This window comes from Streptomyces sp. NPDC029139, from assembly GCF_055564335.1.
This window is the reverse complement of record NZ_JBVHWN010000003.1, coordinates 465,383-479,894: the sequence shown is the minus strand read 5'-3', so window position 1 is coordinate 479,894 and position 14,512 is coordinate 465,383. Positions and strand designations below refer to the sequence as shown.

General features: G+C 72.2%; 13 protein-coding genes. 5 read left to right on the top strand and 8 right to left on the bottom strand.

Features of this window, described 5'->3' with window-relative positions:
* Positions 1-498: 498 nt before the first annotated feature.
* The 6 genes from ACZ4VW_RS10100 to rhaI all read right to left on the bottom strand — a co-directional run bounded on the left by ACZ4VW_RS10100 (position 499) and on the right by rhaI (position 8,514).
* Positions 499-1,140, bottom strand: a complete 642-nt coding sequence (locus tag ACZ4VW_RS10100) for a LutC/YkgG family protein (protein ID WP_467960451.1) — start codon at positions 1,138-1,140, stop codon at positions 499-501.
* Positions 1,137-2,561: a LutB/LldF family L-lactate oxidation iron-sulfur protein gene (locus ACZ4VW_RS10095; protein ID WP_467960449.1), complete on the bottom strand. Its 1,425-nt coding sequence runs from the start codon at positions 2,559-2,561 to the stop codon at positions 1,137-1,139. Before ACZ4VW_RS10095 ends, ACZ4VW_RS10100 begins: the two co-directional genes overlap by 4 nt.
* Complete coding sequence (locus ACZ4VW_RS10090; protein ID WP_467960447.1) at positions 2,558-3,313, bottom strand: (Fe-S)-binding protein; 756 nt, start codon at positions 3,311-3,313, stop codon at positions 2,558-2,560. The genes ACZ4VW_RS10095 and ACZ4VW_RS10090 overlap by 4 nt, the downstream gene beginning before the upstream one ends.
* Entirely contained in the window at positions 3,313-4,845 is a 1,533-nt protein-coding gene (locus tag ACZ4VW_RS10085; protein WP_467960445.1) for a rhamnulokinase, read from the bottom strand. The genes ACZ4VW_RS10090 and ACZ4VW_RS10085 overlap by 1 nt, the downstream gene beginning before the upstream one ends.
* Before the next feature lie 204 nt (positions 4,846-5,049).
* On the bottom strand, positions 5,050-7,095 hold the full coding sequence (locus tag ACZ4VW_RS10080; RefSeq protein WP_467960443.1) for a bifunctional aldolase/short-chain dehydrogenase: 2,046 nt from the start codon (positions 7,093-7,095) through the stop codon (positions 5,050-5,052).
* A 252-nt stretch (positions 7,096-7,347) separates the two neighbouring features.
* Positions 7,348-8,514 (bottom strand): L-rhamnose isomerase, encoded by a 1,167-nt coding sequence (gene rhaI, locus ACZ4VW_RS10075; protein WP_467960441.1) that lies wholly within the window; start codon positions 8,512-8,514, stop codon positions 7,348-7,350.
* Positions 8,515-8,760: 246 nt separating this feature from the next.
* Between rhaI and ACZ4VW_RS10070 the strand changes: the two genes are divergently transcribed.
* Together ACZ4VW_RS10070 and ACZ4VW_RS10065 are read left to right on the top strand one after the other, a co-directional pair.
* A complete protein-coding gene (locus tag ACZ4VW_RS10070; RefSeq protein WP_467960439.1) occupies positions 8,761-9,096 on the top strand; it encodes an L-rhamnose mutarotase in 336 nt (111 codons plus the stop codon).
* 58 nt (positions 9,097-9,154) lie between these two features.
* A complete protein-coding gene (locus ACZ4VW_RS10065; protein WP_467960437.1) occupies positions 9,155-10,189 on the top strand; it encodes a LacI family DNA-binding transcriptional regulator in 1,035 nt (344 codons plus the stop codon).
* Between the two features lie 115 nt (positions 10,190-10,304).
* On the opposite strand, the gene ACZ4VW_RS10060 is transcribed toward ACZ4VW_RS10065, so the two are convergent.
* Positions 10,305-10,859, bottom strand: coding sequence for an ABATE domain-containing protein (locus ACZ4VW_RS10060; RefSeq protein WP_467960435.1), 555 nt, complete (start codon positions 10,857-10,859; stop codon positions 10,305-10,307).
* A 104-nt stretch (positions 10,860-10,963) separates the two neighbouring features.
* On the opposite strand from ACZ4VW_RS10060, the gene ACZ4VW_RS10055 reads away from it, so the two are divergent.
* Entirely contained in the window at positions 10,964-11,257 is a 294-nt protein-coding gene (locus tag ACZ4VW_RS10055) for a hypothetical protein (RefSeq protein WP_467960433.1), read from the top strand.
* 26 nt (positions 11,258-11,283) lie between these two features.
* Complete coding sequence (locus tag ACZ4VW_RS10050) at positions 11,284-12,369, top strand: DNA alkylation repair protein (RefSeq protein ID WP_467960431.1); 1,086 nt, start codon at positions 11,284-11,286, stop codon at positions 12,367-12,369.
* A 39-nt stretch (positions 12,370-12,408) separates the two neighbouring features.
* Here ACZ4VW_RS10050 and ACZ4VW_RS10045 read toward each other — a convergent pair whose 3' ends face one another.
* Positions 12,409-13,227, bottom strand: a complete 819-nt coding sequence (locus ACZ4VW_RS10045; RefSeq protein ID WP_467960429.1) for an SDR family NAD(P)-dependent oxidoreductase — start codon at positions 13,225-13,227, stop codon at positions 12,409-12,411.
* A gap of 277 nt (positions 13,228-13,504) precedes the next feature.
* On the opposite strand from ACZ4VW_RS10045, the gene ACZ4VW_RS10040 reads away from it, so the two are divergent.
* Positions 13,505-14,440 (top strand): MurR/RpiR family transcriptional regulator, encoded by a 936-nt coding sequence (locus tag ACZ4VW_RS10040; protein WP_467960427.1) that lies wholly within the window; start codon positions 13,505-13,507, stop codon positions 14,438-14,440.
* Positions 14,441-14,512: the final 72 nt, after the last annotated feature.

Below are 14,512 nucleotides of genomic sequence, written 5' to 3'. Positions count from 1 at the left end.
TCGGGCAGCGCCGCAACCGGACAACCGAAGCATCGGGTGATCGATGGGAGACCGGCAACCGTGTCCCGGCCGCTTCGGTGAAGTCGGGATTCCCACCCCGCTGACCTGCGGGGACGCTCCTGTCCCGGGACGCGCGTGAGACGGGGACGGGAGGCGAGGGCGGGCCGGGGCGGAAGCGGTCGGCGCGGCCTCTCGGGCTCAGCGGCGAGGCCCCGCCGCCAGGGGGGCCGCGCGGCGAGAGGGGCGGCGAGAGGGGCGGCGAGAGCGCGCGCGTGGGAGGGCGCGGCGAGAGGGCGCGGCGAGAGCGCGCGCGGGAGGGCGCGGCGAGAACGCGCGTGGGAGGGGCGCGCAGAGGACGCGCGGCGGGAGGGGCGCGGAGGCCCCGTGACACGGGCGGCGTCAGGGTGCCCCGTACCCCGTCCATCAGGGCTACCCCGGGGGTGCCCGCCCCCCGCGCGGTCACGAGGCCCCCATGACGGGAGCTGCTCAGCGGCGCGCTCAGCGCACCACGAGGATCACCTCCAGCGTCCGGGGGCCGTGCACGCCCTCCACCCGGTCGAGTTCGATGTCGCTGGTCGCGGAGGGACCGGAGATCCAGGTCAGCGGACGGGTCGGGTCGAGGCGCGGCATGGCCAGCGGTACCGAGGCGACGATCTGGTCCTCGGCGCGCACGACACAGACGTGCACGTCGGGCACGAGGCTGAGGGCGCGGCGGCCCTGCCCGGGGCCGGCGTCGAGGACGATGCTTCCGGTCTCGGCGACGGCGAGGGCGCAGCCCGTCACCACGGCGTGGGTGGCATCGAGTTCGTACGGGGTCAGCGTGCCGTCGTCGGGGCGCTGCTCGGCCTCGGTGGCGGCGAGCCAGGAGGCGGGCAGACCCGGCGGTACGGCGACGCTCCGCGCTCCGCGCTCCGCGAGCAGCCGGCCGATCAGCGCCGGCAGCGCGTCCTCGGTGACGCGGTGCACGACGGCCCGGTAGTCGGCGAGGTTCTCGTGAAGAAGGTCAAGGAGCACCGCCGGGTCGTCGGGGGTGTGACTCGTGAGGTAGTCGCGGACCACCTCGGGCGCGTCCGGGGCGTCGGCGACGGCTGCCCGGACGCGGGCGAGGATCCGTTCACGGGAGGAGGGCTGCGGGGTCATGAGCGGTTCTTCTTCCACCAGTCGCGGAACGGTTCGGCGGGCATCTCCGGCAGGTCGCGGCTCTCGGTCCACTGGCGGGCTCCCGGGCCCGGGAGCCGCTTGGGGTGGAGCTTGCGCGTCGCGGAGGCGAGGCGTTCCCCGGCGGCGAGGGCCGCGGGGCGGTTCAGGACCCAGCCCGCCACCTTGACGGCGGCCTTCTCCAGTCGGTGCCCGGCGCCGCCCTGGTCGGCCACCTTCTCCCGCAGATGGACGAGGACCTCCGGGATGTCGATGGCGACCGGGCACACCTCGTAGCACGCGCCGCACAGCGAGGAGGCGTACGGGAGCGAGGCGTCGACCTCGCTTCCCGTGCCCCGGAGCTGGGGCGTGAGGATCGCCCCGATCGGGCCGGGGTAGACCGAGCCGTACGCGTGGCCGCCCACCCGCTCGTACACCGGACAGACGTTGAGGCAGGCCGAGCAGCGGATGCAGCGCAGGGCCTGCCGGCCGATCTCGTCGGCGAGGGCGTCGGTGCGGCCGTTGTCGAGCAGGACGAGGTGGAAGGTCTTCGGTCCGTCACCCTCGTTCGTGCCGGTCCACATGGACGTGTACGGATTCATCCGCTCGGCCGTCGACGAGCGGGGCAGCGTCTGGAGGAACACCTCCAGGTCCCGCCAGGTCGGTACGACCTTCTCGATGCCGACGACCGAGATCAGGGTCTCCGGAAGCGTCAGGCACATGCGGCCGTTGCCCTCGGACTCGACCACCACGAGGGTGCCGGTCTCGGCCACCATGAAGTTGGCGCCCGAGACGCCGACTTTCGCCCGCAGGAACTTCTCCCGCAGGTGCAGCCGGGCCGCCTCGGCCAGCTCGGCGGGGGAATCGGTCAGACCCTCGGGCGCCGGGCGGCCCCAGGCGCTCATCTCGCGGGCGAAGATCTCGCGGATCTCCCCCCGGTTGCGGTGGATGGCCGGGACCAGGATGTGCGAAGGACGGTCCTCGCCGAGCTGCACGATCAACTCGGCGAGATCGGTCTCGTAGGCCCGGATCCCCTCGGCCTCCAGCGCCTCGTTCAGCCCGATCTCCTGGGTGGCCATCGACTTGACCTTGACGACCTCCCGCTCCCCGGTGGCCTTCACCAGGTCCGCCACGATCCGGTTCGCCTCGTCCGCGTCGGCCGCCCAGTGCACGGTGCCGCCCGCCGCCGTGACCGCCTCCTCCAACTGCACGAGACAACGGTCGAGATGACGCAGCGTACGGTCCTTGATCCGCTTTCCGGCCTCCCGCAGCTCCGCCCAGTCGCCGAGCTCCGCCACCGCCACCGCCCGCTTGTCACGGATGGTGTGCGTGGCGTGGCGCAGGTTCGCGCGGAGGGTGTCGTTCCGTACGGCCTCGTGAGCGGCCTCGGGGAAAGCGGGCATGCCGATGAAAGTGCCGCTCATGCCAGTGGCTCCTCTTCCGTGCTCGCGAGGATCTCCGCGAGGTGCAGCGCGCGCTGCGGGGCGTCCTGACGGCGCAGCATGCCGCCGATGTGCATGAGACAGGAGTTGTCGGCGCCGCACAGCACCTCCGCGCCGGTGGAGGCGGCGTTGCGCACCTTGTCGGCACCCATCGCCGCCGACACGTCGGGGTTCTTCACCGCGAACGTGCCACCGAAACCGCAGCACTCCTCCGCTCCGGGCAGGTCGATCAGCTCCAGGCCCCGCACCGCCGCGAGCAGTCGCCGCGGCCGGTCGCCCAGGCCCAGCATCCGCAGGCCGTGGCAGGAGGGGTGGTACGTGACGCGGTGCGGGAAGTACGCCCCGACATCGGTCACGCCCAGCACGTCGACCAGGAACTCGGTGAGCTCGTACGTCCTGGGGACCAGCGACGAGGCCGCGTCGGCGAGCTCCGGGCCCCGGCCCTCGGCCGCCGCACGCGCGCCGATCCTCGGGTAGTTGTCGCGCACCATGGCGACGCACGACGCGGACGGGGCGACCACGTACTCGTACCCCTCGAAGGCGCCGGCCGTGCGGCGCAGCAGCGGCTCGGTCTCGCGTCGGTAGCCGGTGTTGAACTGAGGCTGCCCGCAGCAGGTCTGTGCCGCGGGAAAGTCGACCTCCACCCCGAGCCGTTCGAGGACCTTGACGGTGGCGATCGCCGTCGACGGATGGACGGCGTCGTTGAGGCAGGTGGCGAAGAGCGCGACGCGCATCACGAGTTCCTCGGGGCGGTGTGGAGTACGGCGGTGTCGAGTACTTCGGTGTCGAGTACGGCGGTGTCGAGTCGGGCAGCGGCCGCCTCCCAGGCTGCCGTGTCCCCTCGGGGACTGTAGTGCCGCAGGTCCTGGGTGGTGGCGACGAGCCGCCGCATCGCGGGCAGATCACCCACGAGCCCGGCGGTTCTGGCCTGGACGAGGATGTTGCCGAGGGCCGTGGCCTCGGCGGGGCCGGCGACGACGGGCAGTCCGGTGGCGTCGGCGGTGAGTTGGCAGAGGAGGTCGTTGCGGGAGCCGCCACCGACCAGGTGCACCCGGGTGACGTCCCGGCCGGCGAGGTCGGCGGCCTGCCGCAGCGTGCGCCGGTGGGCGAGGGCCAGGCTCTCCAGGACGCAGCGGACCATCGCACCCTGGCTGTCGGGCGCCGGCTGACCGGTGCGGCGGCAGAACTCCCGGAGACGGCCGGGCATGTCACCGGGGGCCAGGAACTCGGGGGCGTCCGGATCGACGACGGCGGCGAACGGTGCGGCGCGGGCGGCGTCGGCGAGCAGCGCGGGCAGGTCCGTGGGAAGACCCTGCCTCTCCCAGGTGCGCCGGCACTCCTCGAGCAGCCACATGCCCATGATGTTGCGCAGGTAGCGGACGGTGCCGTCGATGCCGCGCTCGTTGGTGAAGTTGGCCGCCCGGGATGCCTCCGAGAGCACCGGGGCGTCCAGTTCGAGACCGGCCAGCGACCAGGTGCCGCAGGAGATGTAGGCGAAGTCCGGTGTGGTGGCCGGAACGGCGACGACGGCGGACGCGGTGTCGTGCGAGGCGACCGTGGTCACCGGGGTGAGCACGTCGAGGCCGGTGTACGCGGCCACGTGCGGCAGCAGCGTCCCGGCCGGGTCGCCCGGGGCACGCAGCGGGGGCAGCAGACCGGGGTCGATCGACAGCCGGCCGAGGAGGTCCTCCGACCAGGCGCCGGTGCGGGCGTCGAACAGCCCCGTGGTGGAGGCGTTGGTCTCCTCGGCGCCGATCGACCCGGTCAGCCAGTGGACGAGCAGATCCGGGACGAGGAGCAGGGTGCGGGCGGCGCCCAGTTGGACGCTTCCGGCGGCGGAGGCGAGCTGGAAGACGGTGTTGAACGGCAGGTGCTGCAGGCCCGTCGTCCGGTACAGCTCCTCGGGGCTCACCCGCTCCCTGACCAGGGCGGCGGCGTCGTCGGTCCGGCTGTCGCGATAGTGGTACGGCGGGCCGAGCAGCGCGCCGTCGGCGTCCAGGAGCCCGTAGTCCACGGCCCAGGTGTCCACGCCGATGGAGGCCACACCGCCGGAGCGGGCGGCTTCGCGCAGCCCGTCGAGGACGCCCTGGAAGAGGGCGAGGACGTCCCAGCGCAACCCGTCCGGGAGGCGCACGGGGGTGTTGGGGAACCGGTGGGCCTCGGTGAGGTCGAGGTGGTCCGGGCCGACCCGGCCGAGGATCACGCGTCCGCTGGTGGCGCCGAGGTCGACCGCGGCGAAGGCGGAGGACGGTGGAGTGGTGGTCACGTGAATACCTCTGCTGGGCGGGCGGTTCGTGGAGGAACGACAGTGGACGGGAAGGGCGGGAGGGATGACCGGCGGGCCGTGTCAGCGCGGTGCGGCCGGGGCACGGACGGCCCGCCCGCACGGCGTCTCGCCGCCGGTCTTCTGGGGGGATGCACCTGGGGCCGGTGCGTCAGTTCACCGGCCCCAGGGCGTTGGAGGGGCGCGTCAGCGCAGGAACGCCGCCGCGACGCCGGCGTCCACGGGGATGTGCAGACCGGTCGTGTGGGTGAGGTCGCCGCCGGTGAGGGCGAACACGGCGTTCGCCACGTGCTCGGGCAGCACCTCCCGCTTGAGCAGGGTGCGCTGGGCGTAGAACTCGCCGAGCTTCTCCTCCTCGATCCCGTACGTCGCGGCGCGCTGGGCCCCCCAGCCCGCGGCGAAGATCCCGGAGCCGCGGACGACCCCGTCGGGGTTGACGCCGTTCACCCGGATCCCGTGCTCGCCGAGTTCGGCGGCGAGGAGCCTGACCTGGTGGGCCTGGTCCGCCTTGGTGGCGGAGTAGGCGATGTTGTGCGGGCCGGCGAAGACCGCGTTCTTGGACGCGATGTAGACGATGTCGCCGCCCAGGCCCTGGTCGATCATGATGCGGGCGGCCTCGCGCGAGACGAGGAAGGAGCCGCGGGCCATGATGTCGTGCTGGAGGTCCCAGTCCTCTGCCGTGGTCTCCAGGAGCGGCTTGGAGATGGAGATCCCGGCGTTGTTGACGACGAGGTCCACCCCGCCGAAGGCCAGCGCGGCGGCCTTGAACGCGGCGGTGATGCCTTCCTCGGAGGTGACGTTCACCGTGACGGCCACCGCCTTGTCGGGGCCTCCGAGTTCCTCCGCGACGGCGGCCGCGTTCGCGGCGTCGATGTCGGCGACGACCACGCAGGCGCCCTCGGCGACCAGGCGGTGGGCGATGGCTTTGCCGATGCCGCTGCCGGCGCCGGTGACGAGCGCGACGCGGGTGGCGAGCGGCTTCGGCTTCGGCAGCCGCTGGAGCTTGGCCTCCTCCAGCGCCCAGTACTCGATGCGGAACTTCTCCGACTCCTCGATGGGCGCGTACGTGGAGACGGCCTCCGCCCCGCGCATGACGTTGATCGCGTTGAGGTAGAACTCGCCCGCCACCCGCGCCGTCTGCTTGTCCTTGCCGAAGGAGAACATGCCCACGCCCGGGACGAGCACGATCGCCGGGTCCGCGCCGCGCAGAGCGGGCGAGTCCGGGCCGGCGTGCCGCTCGTAGTAGGCGCGGTACTCGGCGCGGTACTCCCGGTGCAGCTCCTTCAGCCGCGCGACCGCCTCGTCCAGCGGGGCGGCGGCGGGCAGGTCCAGGACCAGCGGGCGCACCTTCGTCCGCAGGAAGTGGTCGGGGCAGGACGTACCGAGGGCCGCGAGCCGCGGGTGCTCGGCCCGGGAGACGAAGTCCAGTACGGCGTCGCTGTCGTCGAAGTGGCCGACCTGCGGACGGTCCTGGGAGGCGAGGCCGCGGATCACCGGCGCCAGGGCGGCGGCCCGCTCGCGGCGCTCCGCCTCGCCCAGCGGTCCGTACCCCTCCAGGACCGGGCCGAAGGGCTCGGGCCGGCCGCGCTCGGCGAGGAAGGTCTCGGCGGTCCGGATGATGAACAGCGAATTCGCCTCGCACTCCTCGGAGCTGTCGCCCCAGGCGGTGATGCCGTGGCCGCCGAGAACGCAGCCGACGGCCTGCGGGTTGGCGTCCTTGATCGCAGCGATGTCCAGGCCCAGCTGGAAGCCGGGTCGGCGCCAGGGCACCCACACCACCGTGTCGCCGAAGCACTCGGCGGTCAGCTTCTCGCCGTCGGCGGCGCAGGCCAGCGCGATGCCGGAGTCCGGGTGCAGATGGTCCACGTGCGCGGCGTCCACCAGCCCGTGCATCGCGGTGTCGATGGAGGGCGCCGCTCCGCCCCTGCCGTGCAGGCAGTAGTCGAAGGCGGCGACCATCTCGTCCTCGCGCTCCACCCCCGGGTAGACGTCCTTGAGCGCGTGCAGCCGGTCGAGGCGGAGCACGGCCAGACCGGTGCCGGTGAGCGTGCCGAGGTCGCCGCCGGACCCCTTGACCCACAGCAGCTCGACCTCGCCGCCGGTCGCCGGGTCGGTCCCGGTGCCCTTCGCGGACGTGTTGCCGCCCGCGTAGTTGGTGTTGCGCGGGTCGGAGCCGAGCCGATGGGAACGTGCGATCAGCGCGGCGGCTGCGGGGTGCGTGGCGGAGGACATGACGGCATTCCTTCGAGGTGGGGTGAGGTACGGGGAGGCCGCACGGATCGGCGTACGGACGGGACGGCGGAGGCATGGATCGGCGTACGGACGGGACGGCGGAGGCACGGATCGGCGTACGGACGGGACGGCGGGGGCAAGGAACGGCGGGGGCACGGTCGGCGTGCGGACGGGACGGCGTCCGTACCGGAACTTCCGGATCGCCGGGTCGTCGACCTCGGCGGGCCGTCGGTGTCGACCGGCCCGGCGTGGTCAGGCGCCCCAGCCGGCCTGTTCTCCGCCGACGCGGTCGGCGACGATGCGTTCCTGCCAGCCGGAGGCCCGGTAGGCGGCGACCGGGTCGGGGTCGAGGCCCTGGTCCGCGCGGAACTCGCGCAGGAGGGGCCGTACATCGGTGTTGTACGCGTCCATCAGGACGGCGTTCGCCCCCAGCACGTCACCGTCCCGCTGGGCCGCGCCCAGCGCGTCGAGGTCGACCAGCAGGGCCTTGGCGGTGGCCTCCTGGACGTTCATCACGGAGCGGATGACGGCCGGGACCTTCGCCTCGATGTTGTGGCACTGGTCCAGCATGAAGGCGACCCCGGTCTCCGGCCGCAGGCCGCCGTTGCTGGCGACCTCGTGCATGATGCGGAAGAGCTGGAACGGGTCCGCGGAGCCGGCCATCAGGTCGTCGTCCGCGTAGAAGCGCGAGTTGAAGTCGAAGCCGCCGAGCCTCCCCTCCCGCAGCAGCAGCGCGACGATGAACTCGATGTTGGTGCCCGGAGCGTGGTGCCCGGTGTCCACGACGACCTGCGCCTTCGGACCCAGCTTGAGGCAGTGCGCGTACGCGGTGCCCCAGTCCGGCACGTCCGTGGTGTAGAACGCGGGCTCGAAGAACTTGTACTCCAGCAGCATCCGCTGGTCGTCCCCGAGCCGCTCGTACACCTCGGCGAGCGCCTGGCCCAAGCGGTCCTGGCGGGCGGCGACGTCGTCCTGCCCGGGATAGTTCGTGCCGTCCGCGAACCAGAGCTTCAGATCCGAGGACCCCGTCGCGTCCATGATGTCGACGCACTCCAGCAGATGGTCCACGGCCTTGCGGCGGACTGCGGCGTCCGGGTGGCAGACGCTGCCGAGCTTGTAGGCGTCGTCCTGGAACGTGTTCGAGTTGATCGCGCCCAGCTCCAGGGAGCGCTCTTTCGCGTACGCGGCGAGCGCCGCGTAGTCGTCGACCTCGTCCCACGGGATGTGCAGCGACACCTTCGGGGCGACCCCGGTGAACTCCTGCACCTTCGCCGCGTCGTCCAGCTTCTCGTACGGCGTCCGTGGCACCCCGGCCTGGGCGAACACCTTGAACCGGGTGCCGGAGTTCCCGTACCCCCAGGACGGCGTCTCGATCCGCTGACCGGCGAGTGCGGCCTTCACGGCAGCGATATCAGGCATGTCCACCTCTGACTGAACGAATGAATCGATTCATTTCTGGTGGTGAAGCTAGCCCGATGGTTGGACGGTCGTCAAGGTCTCCGCTGTCGCTGTCGGGGCGCTCGACCGGTGGCTTGGAAGGTGCTGTACGGGGACTTCGGGGTGATCCCTTGACGCGCTCGACCCGTAGGGCTAGCTTCCGGGCAGTGCATTGAAACATTTCATGTCGGCAGCTCTGCCTGGCATAACAAGCACGGGAGAACGCCCATGACCCGCCCCGCACCGCAGCGCGTCTGTTTTCTTCTGAAGGTCCGGGCCGACAAGGTCGAGGAGTACCGCGAACGCCACCAGCACGTCTGGCCCGACATGCTGACCGCCCTGTCCGCGGCCGGCTGGCGCAACTACTCCCTCTTCCTGCGCGAGGACGGCCTGCTCGTCGGGTACCTGGAGACCCCGGACTTCGACGCGGCCCGTGCGGCCATGGAGGGCACCGAGGTGAACGCCCGCTGGCAGGCGGAGATGGCGCACTTCTTCGAGGAGCTGGACGGGCGGGCGCCGGACGCCGCCATGCGCCCGCTCACCGAGGTCTTCCATCTCGCCTGACGAGGCGGAGCCGCGGCATAGGATCACACTTCCGGCAGGACAGAACCAGGTGGGACGGATGACAGGCACCGCACGGACGGTCAGCATCAAGGACGTGGCACGCGAGGCCGGCGTCTCCGTGGGGACCGTCTCGAACGTGATCAACCAGCCCGACCGCGTCTCGGCCGAGACACGGGAGCACGTCCAGAGCGTGATCTCGCGGCTGGGCTATGTGCGCAGCGAGTCCGCCCGCCAGCTCCGGGCGGGCCACAGCCGCATCGTGGCCCTGCTCGTCCTCGACATGGGCAATCCGTTCTTCGTCGACATCGCCCGCGGCGCCGAGCGCGCCGCCCGGGACGCGGGGCTGGGCGTCATGGTCTGCAACAGCGGCCAGAGCCCCCAGGACGAGGCCGACTACCTCTCCCTCTTCGCCGAGCAGAGGGTCCGCGGCGTGCTGATCAGCCCCTCCGATCCGAGTGGAGCCACCCTTCGGGAGTTCCGCCGCCACGGCATCCCGTTCGTCCTCGTCGACCGTGTGGCGGGGGATGACGACGGATGCTCGGTGTCCGTGGACGACGTGGCGGGCGGCTCCTTGGCGATCCGCCATCTGACGGCGGCCGGTCACCGTTCCCTCGCGTACGTGAGCGGCCCAGGGCATCTGACCCAGGTCCGGGACCGGCGCGCGGGCGCCCTGGCCGCGCTGGCCGAGGCCGGCCTCCCGCCCACGGCCCTGCGGGAGATCCCCGCCGAACGCCTCGACGTCGCGGCCGGACGCGACGCCGGAGCCCGGCTCCTCGGCCTGGCCGAGCGCCCCAGCGCCGTCTTCTGTGCCAACGACCTGCTGGCCCTCGGCGTACTCCAGTCCATGTACGCGGCCGGTGTCCGGGTCCCCGACGACATGGCCATCGTGGGCTACGACGACATCGAGTTCGCCGCGGCCGCCACGGTCCCTCTGACCTCGGTGCGCCAGCCCGCCCGCACGATCGGAGCCCGGGCCGCCGCCCTGCTGCTCCAGGAGACGGGCGAGCTCGCGCGCGACCACCGGCACGAGCACGTGATCCTCCAGCCGGAACTGGTCGTACGCCAGTCCAGCCTGCCCTCGCGCGCCCCGTAGATGATCGATTCCAAGGGGTCAGTGGTCACAGGCGGTCAGTGACGCAGGGCGGGCGGCCCCATGTCGAGGGAGCCCAAGCCCGGTGTCCCCGCCTGCCTTGGGTTCCCGCGTCTCATCAGCGGTGGGTTTCCGCTTCCCGGGGCCGGCGCCGGGTGGACCTCGCCCGGTTGCCGCAGCCGAGGGAACACCATGCCTGGTCACGGCGCCTGGCCAGGAAGAACATGCCGCAGCTCGGGGCGTGGCAGCGCCTCACCCGCTGACGGTCCGGACCCGCTGCCAGCACGAGCGTCTCGCGGGCGACGACGGCGTCGGCGCCGCCACCTTGTTCCTGCTGGGCGAGCAGGCCGTCGCCGGTCATCCGGAAGACGACGGGAGCGGACGAGGCGAGTTCGTTCAGTCGGGTCCGCACGCTGTCGGTGAGCGGCCGCTGTCCGGCTGTCGCGTCCAGCGCGTCGCGGACCAGCCCACGCAGCCGCTCCAGCTCCTCCAGGGAGAGGGCGGCCAATCCGCGGTGCGCGGCGCGGGCGCGCCATCGCCTGGTGAGTTCCCGGTCCGCGAGGAAGTCGACATCACCGCGCCCAGGGCCTGCGCCGACGACGACGGTGTTGGCCAGGTCGAGGACCGGCTCCTCGCCGATCCACGGCATTTCCTGCAGGTCCCTGATGGTCATGCCCCTCAATCTACTGGATTCAGGGCAGCGAACCCGTGATAACTTCGACTCACGGATTCGATCTGCGAACTCCGTGAGTCACGGAGTCGGCGAAGGGTGATGCCATGAGTGCGACCATCGAGTACGTCAGGTTCGACACCGACGACCCCGCCGCCCTCACCGCCCACCGGGAGCAACTCGTCGCACTGCTCAAGGAGCAGTACGGTGACGGCTTTCTGGGCGCCCACCTCGCCCAGTTCGACGACGGCACCGTCCTGGACTTCATCGTCTGGTCGTCCGCTGCCGTCGCCGAGCGCGCGGCCAAGGAGATGCCGAGCGACCCCCGGGCGCAGGGCTTCTTCAGCCGAATCGGCACAGTGCACGAGATGCGGCACGCTCACGTACTGCACACCGCATAGCCCCCGAGATCGAGGAGAATGACGCCGTGCCCTCGGCAGACGAACTACTCAGCGCGAACACCGTCACCGACCTCGCTCGCTGCCTTGCGCGAGCCGGTGACGGGATCACGGCGCAGGAGATCCAGGGGTGCGGCGCCGTCCTGGACGGGCTGAGCTTCACCGAGCGTGTCGCCCTGATCAGAGATGCCGTCCTGGCTGATCTTCCGGCGGACCACCCGACCTTCGCGAACGTGTTGCGCGCCGCGCTGCGGGACGACGATTTCACCGGATGGATGATCTTCCCTGTCACCGAGGCCGTCGCCGTACGGGGCCGGGACGCCTTCGAACCGGCGCTCGCCCTGCTTGCGGAACTCACCCCGCGCCTGACCGCGGAGATCGCCGTCCGGCCCTTCCTCCGCGCCGACCTGGAACGCGCGCTCCGGGTCATGACGCCGTGGACCGCCCATCCCGACCTCCACGTCCGCCGACTTGTCAGCGAGGGCACGCGGCCGAGACTGCCCTGGGCGCCCCGGCTTCCGGAGCTGATCGCGGATCCGACACCGGCTTTGCCCCTGCTCGACGCGCTGTACCGGGATGACTCCGAATACGTCCGCAGATCAGTGGCCAACCACCTCAACGACATCAGCCGTGACCACCCCGACATCGCCACCGGTGTCGCGGCGCGCTGGCTGAGCGACCCCGCACCGACGACGGCCCGGTTGGTACGGCACGGCCTGCGCACCCTGATCAAGTCCGGCCACGCCGGGGCCCTCACGCTGCTCGGCCACTCCCCGGACAGTCCCGTCGCGGTCGAGGGCCCGCACGTCCACGCGTCGGAGATCCGGGTCGGCGACCATCTGCTGTTCGACTACGCGGTGACCAACACGCACGATCGAACCGCTCACCTCGTCGTCGACTACGTCGTCCTCCATGTGAAAGCCAACGGGACCCGCACCCCCAAGGTCTTCAAACTCACCACGCGGTCCCTGGCTCCCGGCGAGACGTGGCGCGCGACACGCAGACACTCCTTCAAGCCGATCAGCACGCGGCGCTACCACCCGGGTGTCCACGTGGTGCGGCTCCAGGTCAACGGCCGATCCCACGGGGAAGCCTCGTTCACGCTGCACTGCTGAGGGCGACCGCCTCGCATTCCGCTTCGGATCGACGAGGCGTCAGGCGCGCGGGGCCCGGGGCTCGATGCGGAAGTCGAAGGCGAGCGTGCCCGGGTCGAGGGCGGTCACGCCGCCGTCGACGGTGAGCACCGCTCCGTTGACGAAGGAGGACGCGGGCGACAGCAGCCACGCCACCGCCTCGGCGACCTCGCGCGGCTCACCCGGACGGCCCGCCGGCAGGACGCGCGTGACCTCCTCGTACGCCGCTTCGACGCCGCCGTCCCCCAGCCCCGCCTCTTCGGCGAACCGGTTCATCCGGCGGTCCGCCATGTCGGTGCGCACCCAGCTCGGGCAGACGGTGTTGGCCCGCAGGCCCTGGGGGCCGTAGTCCACCGCGAGCGAGCGGCAGAGCTGAAGCAGCGCCGCCTTGGAGGTGGCGTACGCGGCGCTGCCCGGGCCGTTGCGCAGAGCCGCCACCGAGGCGACGGCGACCACCGCCCCCCGCGCGTCGAGCAGGCGCGGGAGCGCGGCCCGCAGCAGATGGAACGGGCCCGTGAGATTGGTCCGCATGACCGTCTCCCAGTCCTCGAGCGTCACGTCGCCCACCCGTCCGCCCCGTCCGACACCGGCGTTGAGGACGAGCCCGTCGAGGCGCCCGTACGCGTCGACGGCCGCGTCGACGAGCGTGCGCACCGCGTCGGGGTCGCCGATGTCGGACGGGACGGCCAGGGCCCCGGTCTCCTCGGCGACGACCCGCAGCGGTTCCGGCCGGCGCCCGGAGACCACGACATGGTGACCGGCTTCGCGGAGCAGCCGGGCGGTCGCGGCGCCGATGCCCGTCCCGCCTCCGGTCACGAGGTACACGCCCTGGTCCGCCATGGTCGTCGAGCCTCCGTCGTCGTCCGTCGTCCCCGTGATCCTATGCGCGGAAGGGCACCGCGTTCCGTAGGGCGGCAACGCGAGCGAACGGGCCGTTTCCCGCACGGAGTTGTACGGCCGGGCATGCGGCGACGCCGTCTCGGAGCAGGTGCGCGCGGGCATGCCGGCCCGTGCGGGAGGCGGTCCGCTGGGCGCGGACGGCCGGCGTCCCGGGCCGCCGGGAGGCCGGCCCGTGTGAACTATCTTGGGCAGCAGCGAGACGAGAGGGAGGCACTCCGTGGCATCCGGGCAGCAGGCGCGCGCACAGGCGGCCGCGATCACACCGGGCAGGCGCCCGACGGAGGCGGAAGCGGCTTCTCCCGCGTCTCCCGCCGAGCGGGTGCGGTCGCTGTTCGGCGGCCACCGGCTGTCCCCGGGGCAGCGCCGTATCGCCCAGTTCCTGATCGACCACCTGACCGAGGCCGCGTTCCTGTCGATCACCGAGCTCGCGGAGCGGGTGGGCGTCAGCCAGCCGTCCGTGACGCGGTTCGCCTCGTCACTGGGGTTCAGCGGGTATCCGGCGCTCCGCGAGGCCCTGCAGCCCATCGCCCTCAGCGCGGTGGCGGGCGCACCGGACGAGGGCGAGGAGCGGCTCCGCAACGAACTCCAGTCCGCGGTCGACGCCGAGATCGAGAACCTGACGTCCCTGCGGCGTGTGCTGGCCGACCCCGACAAGATCCTCGACATCGGCCGGGAGCTGGCCCGGTCCGTCCCCCTGACCGTCGTCGGTCTGCGGATCTCGGTCTCCCTCGCCGAGTACTTCGCGTACGCGGCGCGGCGCATCCACCCCGACGTCCGGGTGGTGACGCGGGGCGGCAGCGTCGCCTACGACGGGCTGCTCCAGGCCCGTGAGGCGGGCGGGACGTGGGTGCTGGCCTTCGCGATGCCCCGGCACGCCAAGGAGACCCTGGCCGTGGTGCGGGCGGCTCGCGCCGCCGGGCTGCGCGTCGCCATGATCACCGACCTGGCGCTCGGGCCGCTCGTCGACGAGGCGGATGTGGTGTTCACCGCCGGAACGGGCGCACGGCTGGTCTTCGACTCGTACGCGGCGCCGGGGGTGCTGTCCGCGGCGATCCTCCAGGCCATGGCGGACGCGGATCCCGAGCGCACGCAGACCCGGCTGGAGAAGTACGAGCAGGCGGCGGAGCAGCACGACTTCTTCCTCGACGACTGAGGCCCCGCTTCCGGGGCGGAGGAGGGGTTCGGTGCCGCGTCGAGCTGCATGAAATTTTTCATGCTCTTGCTT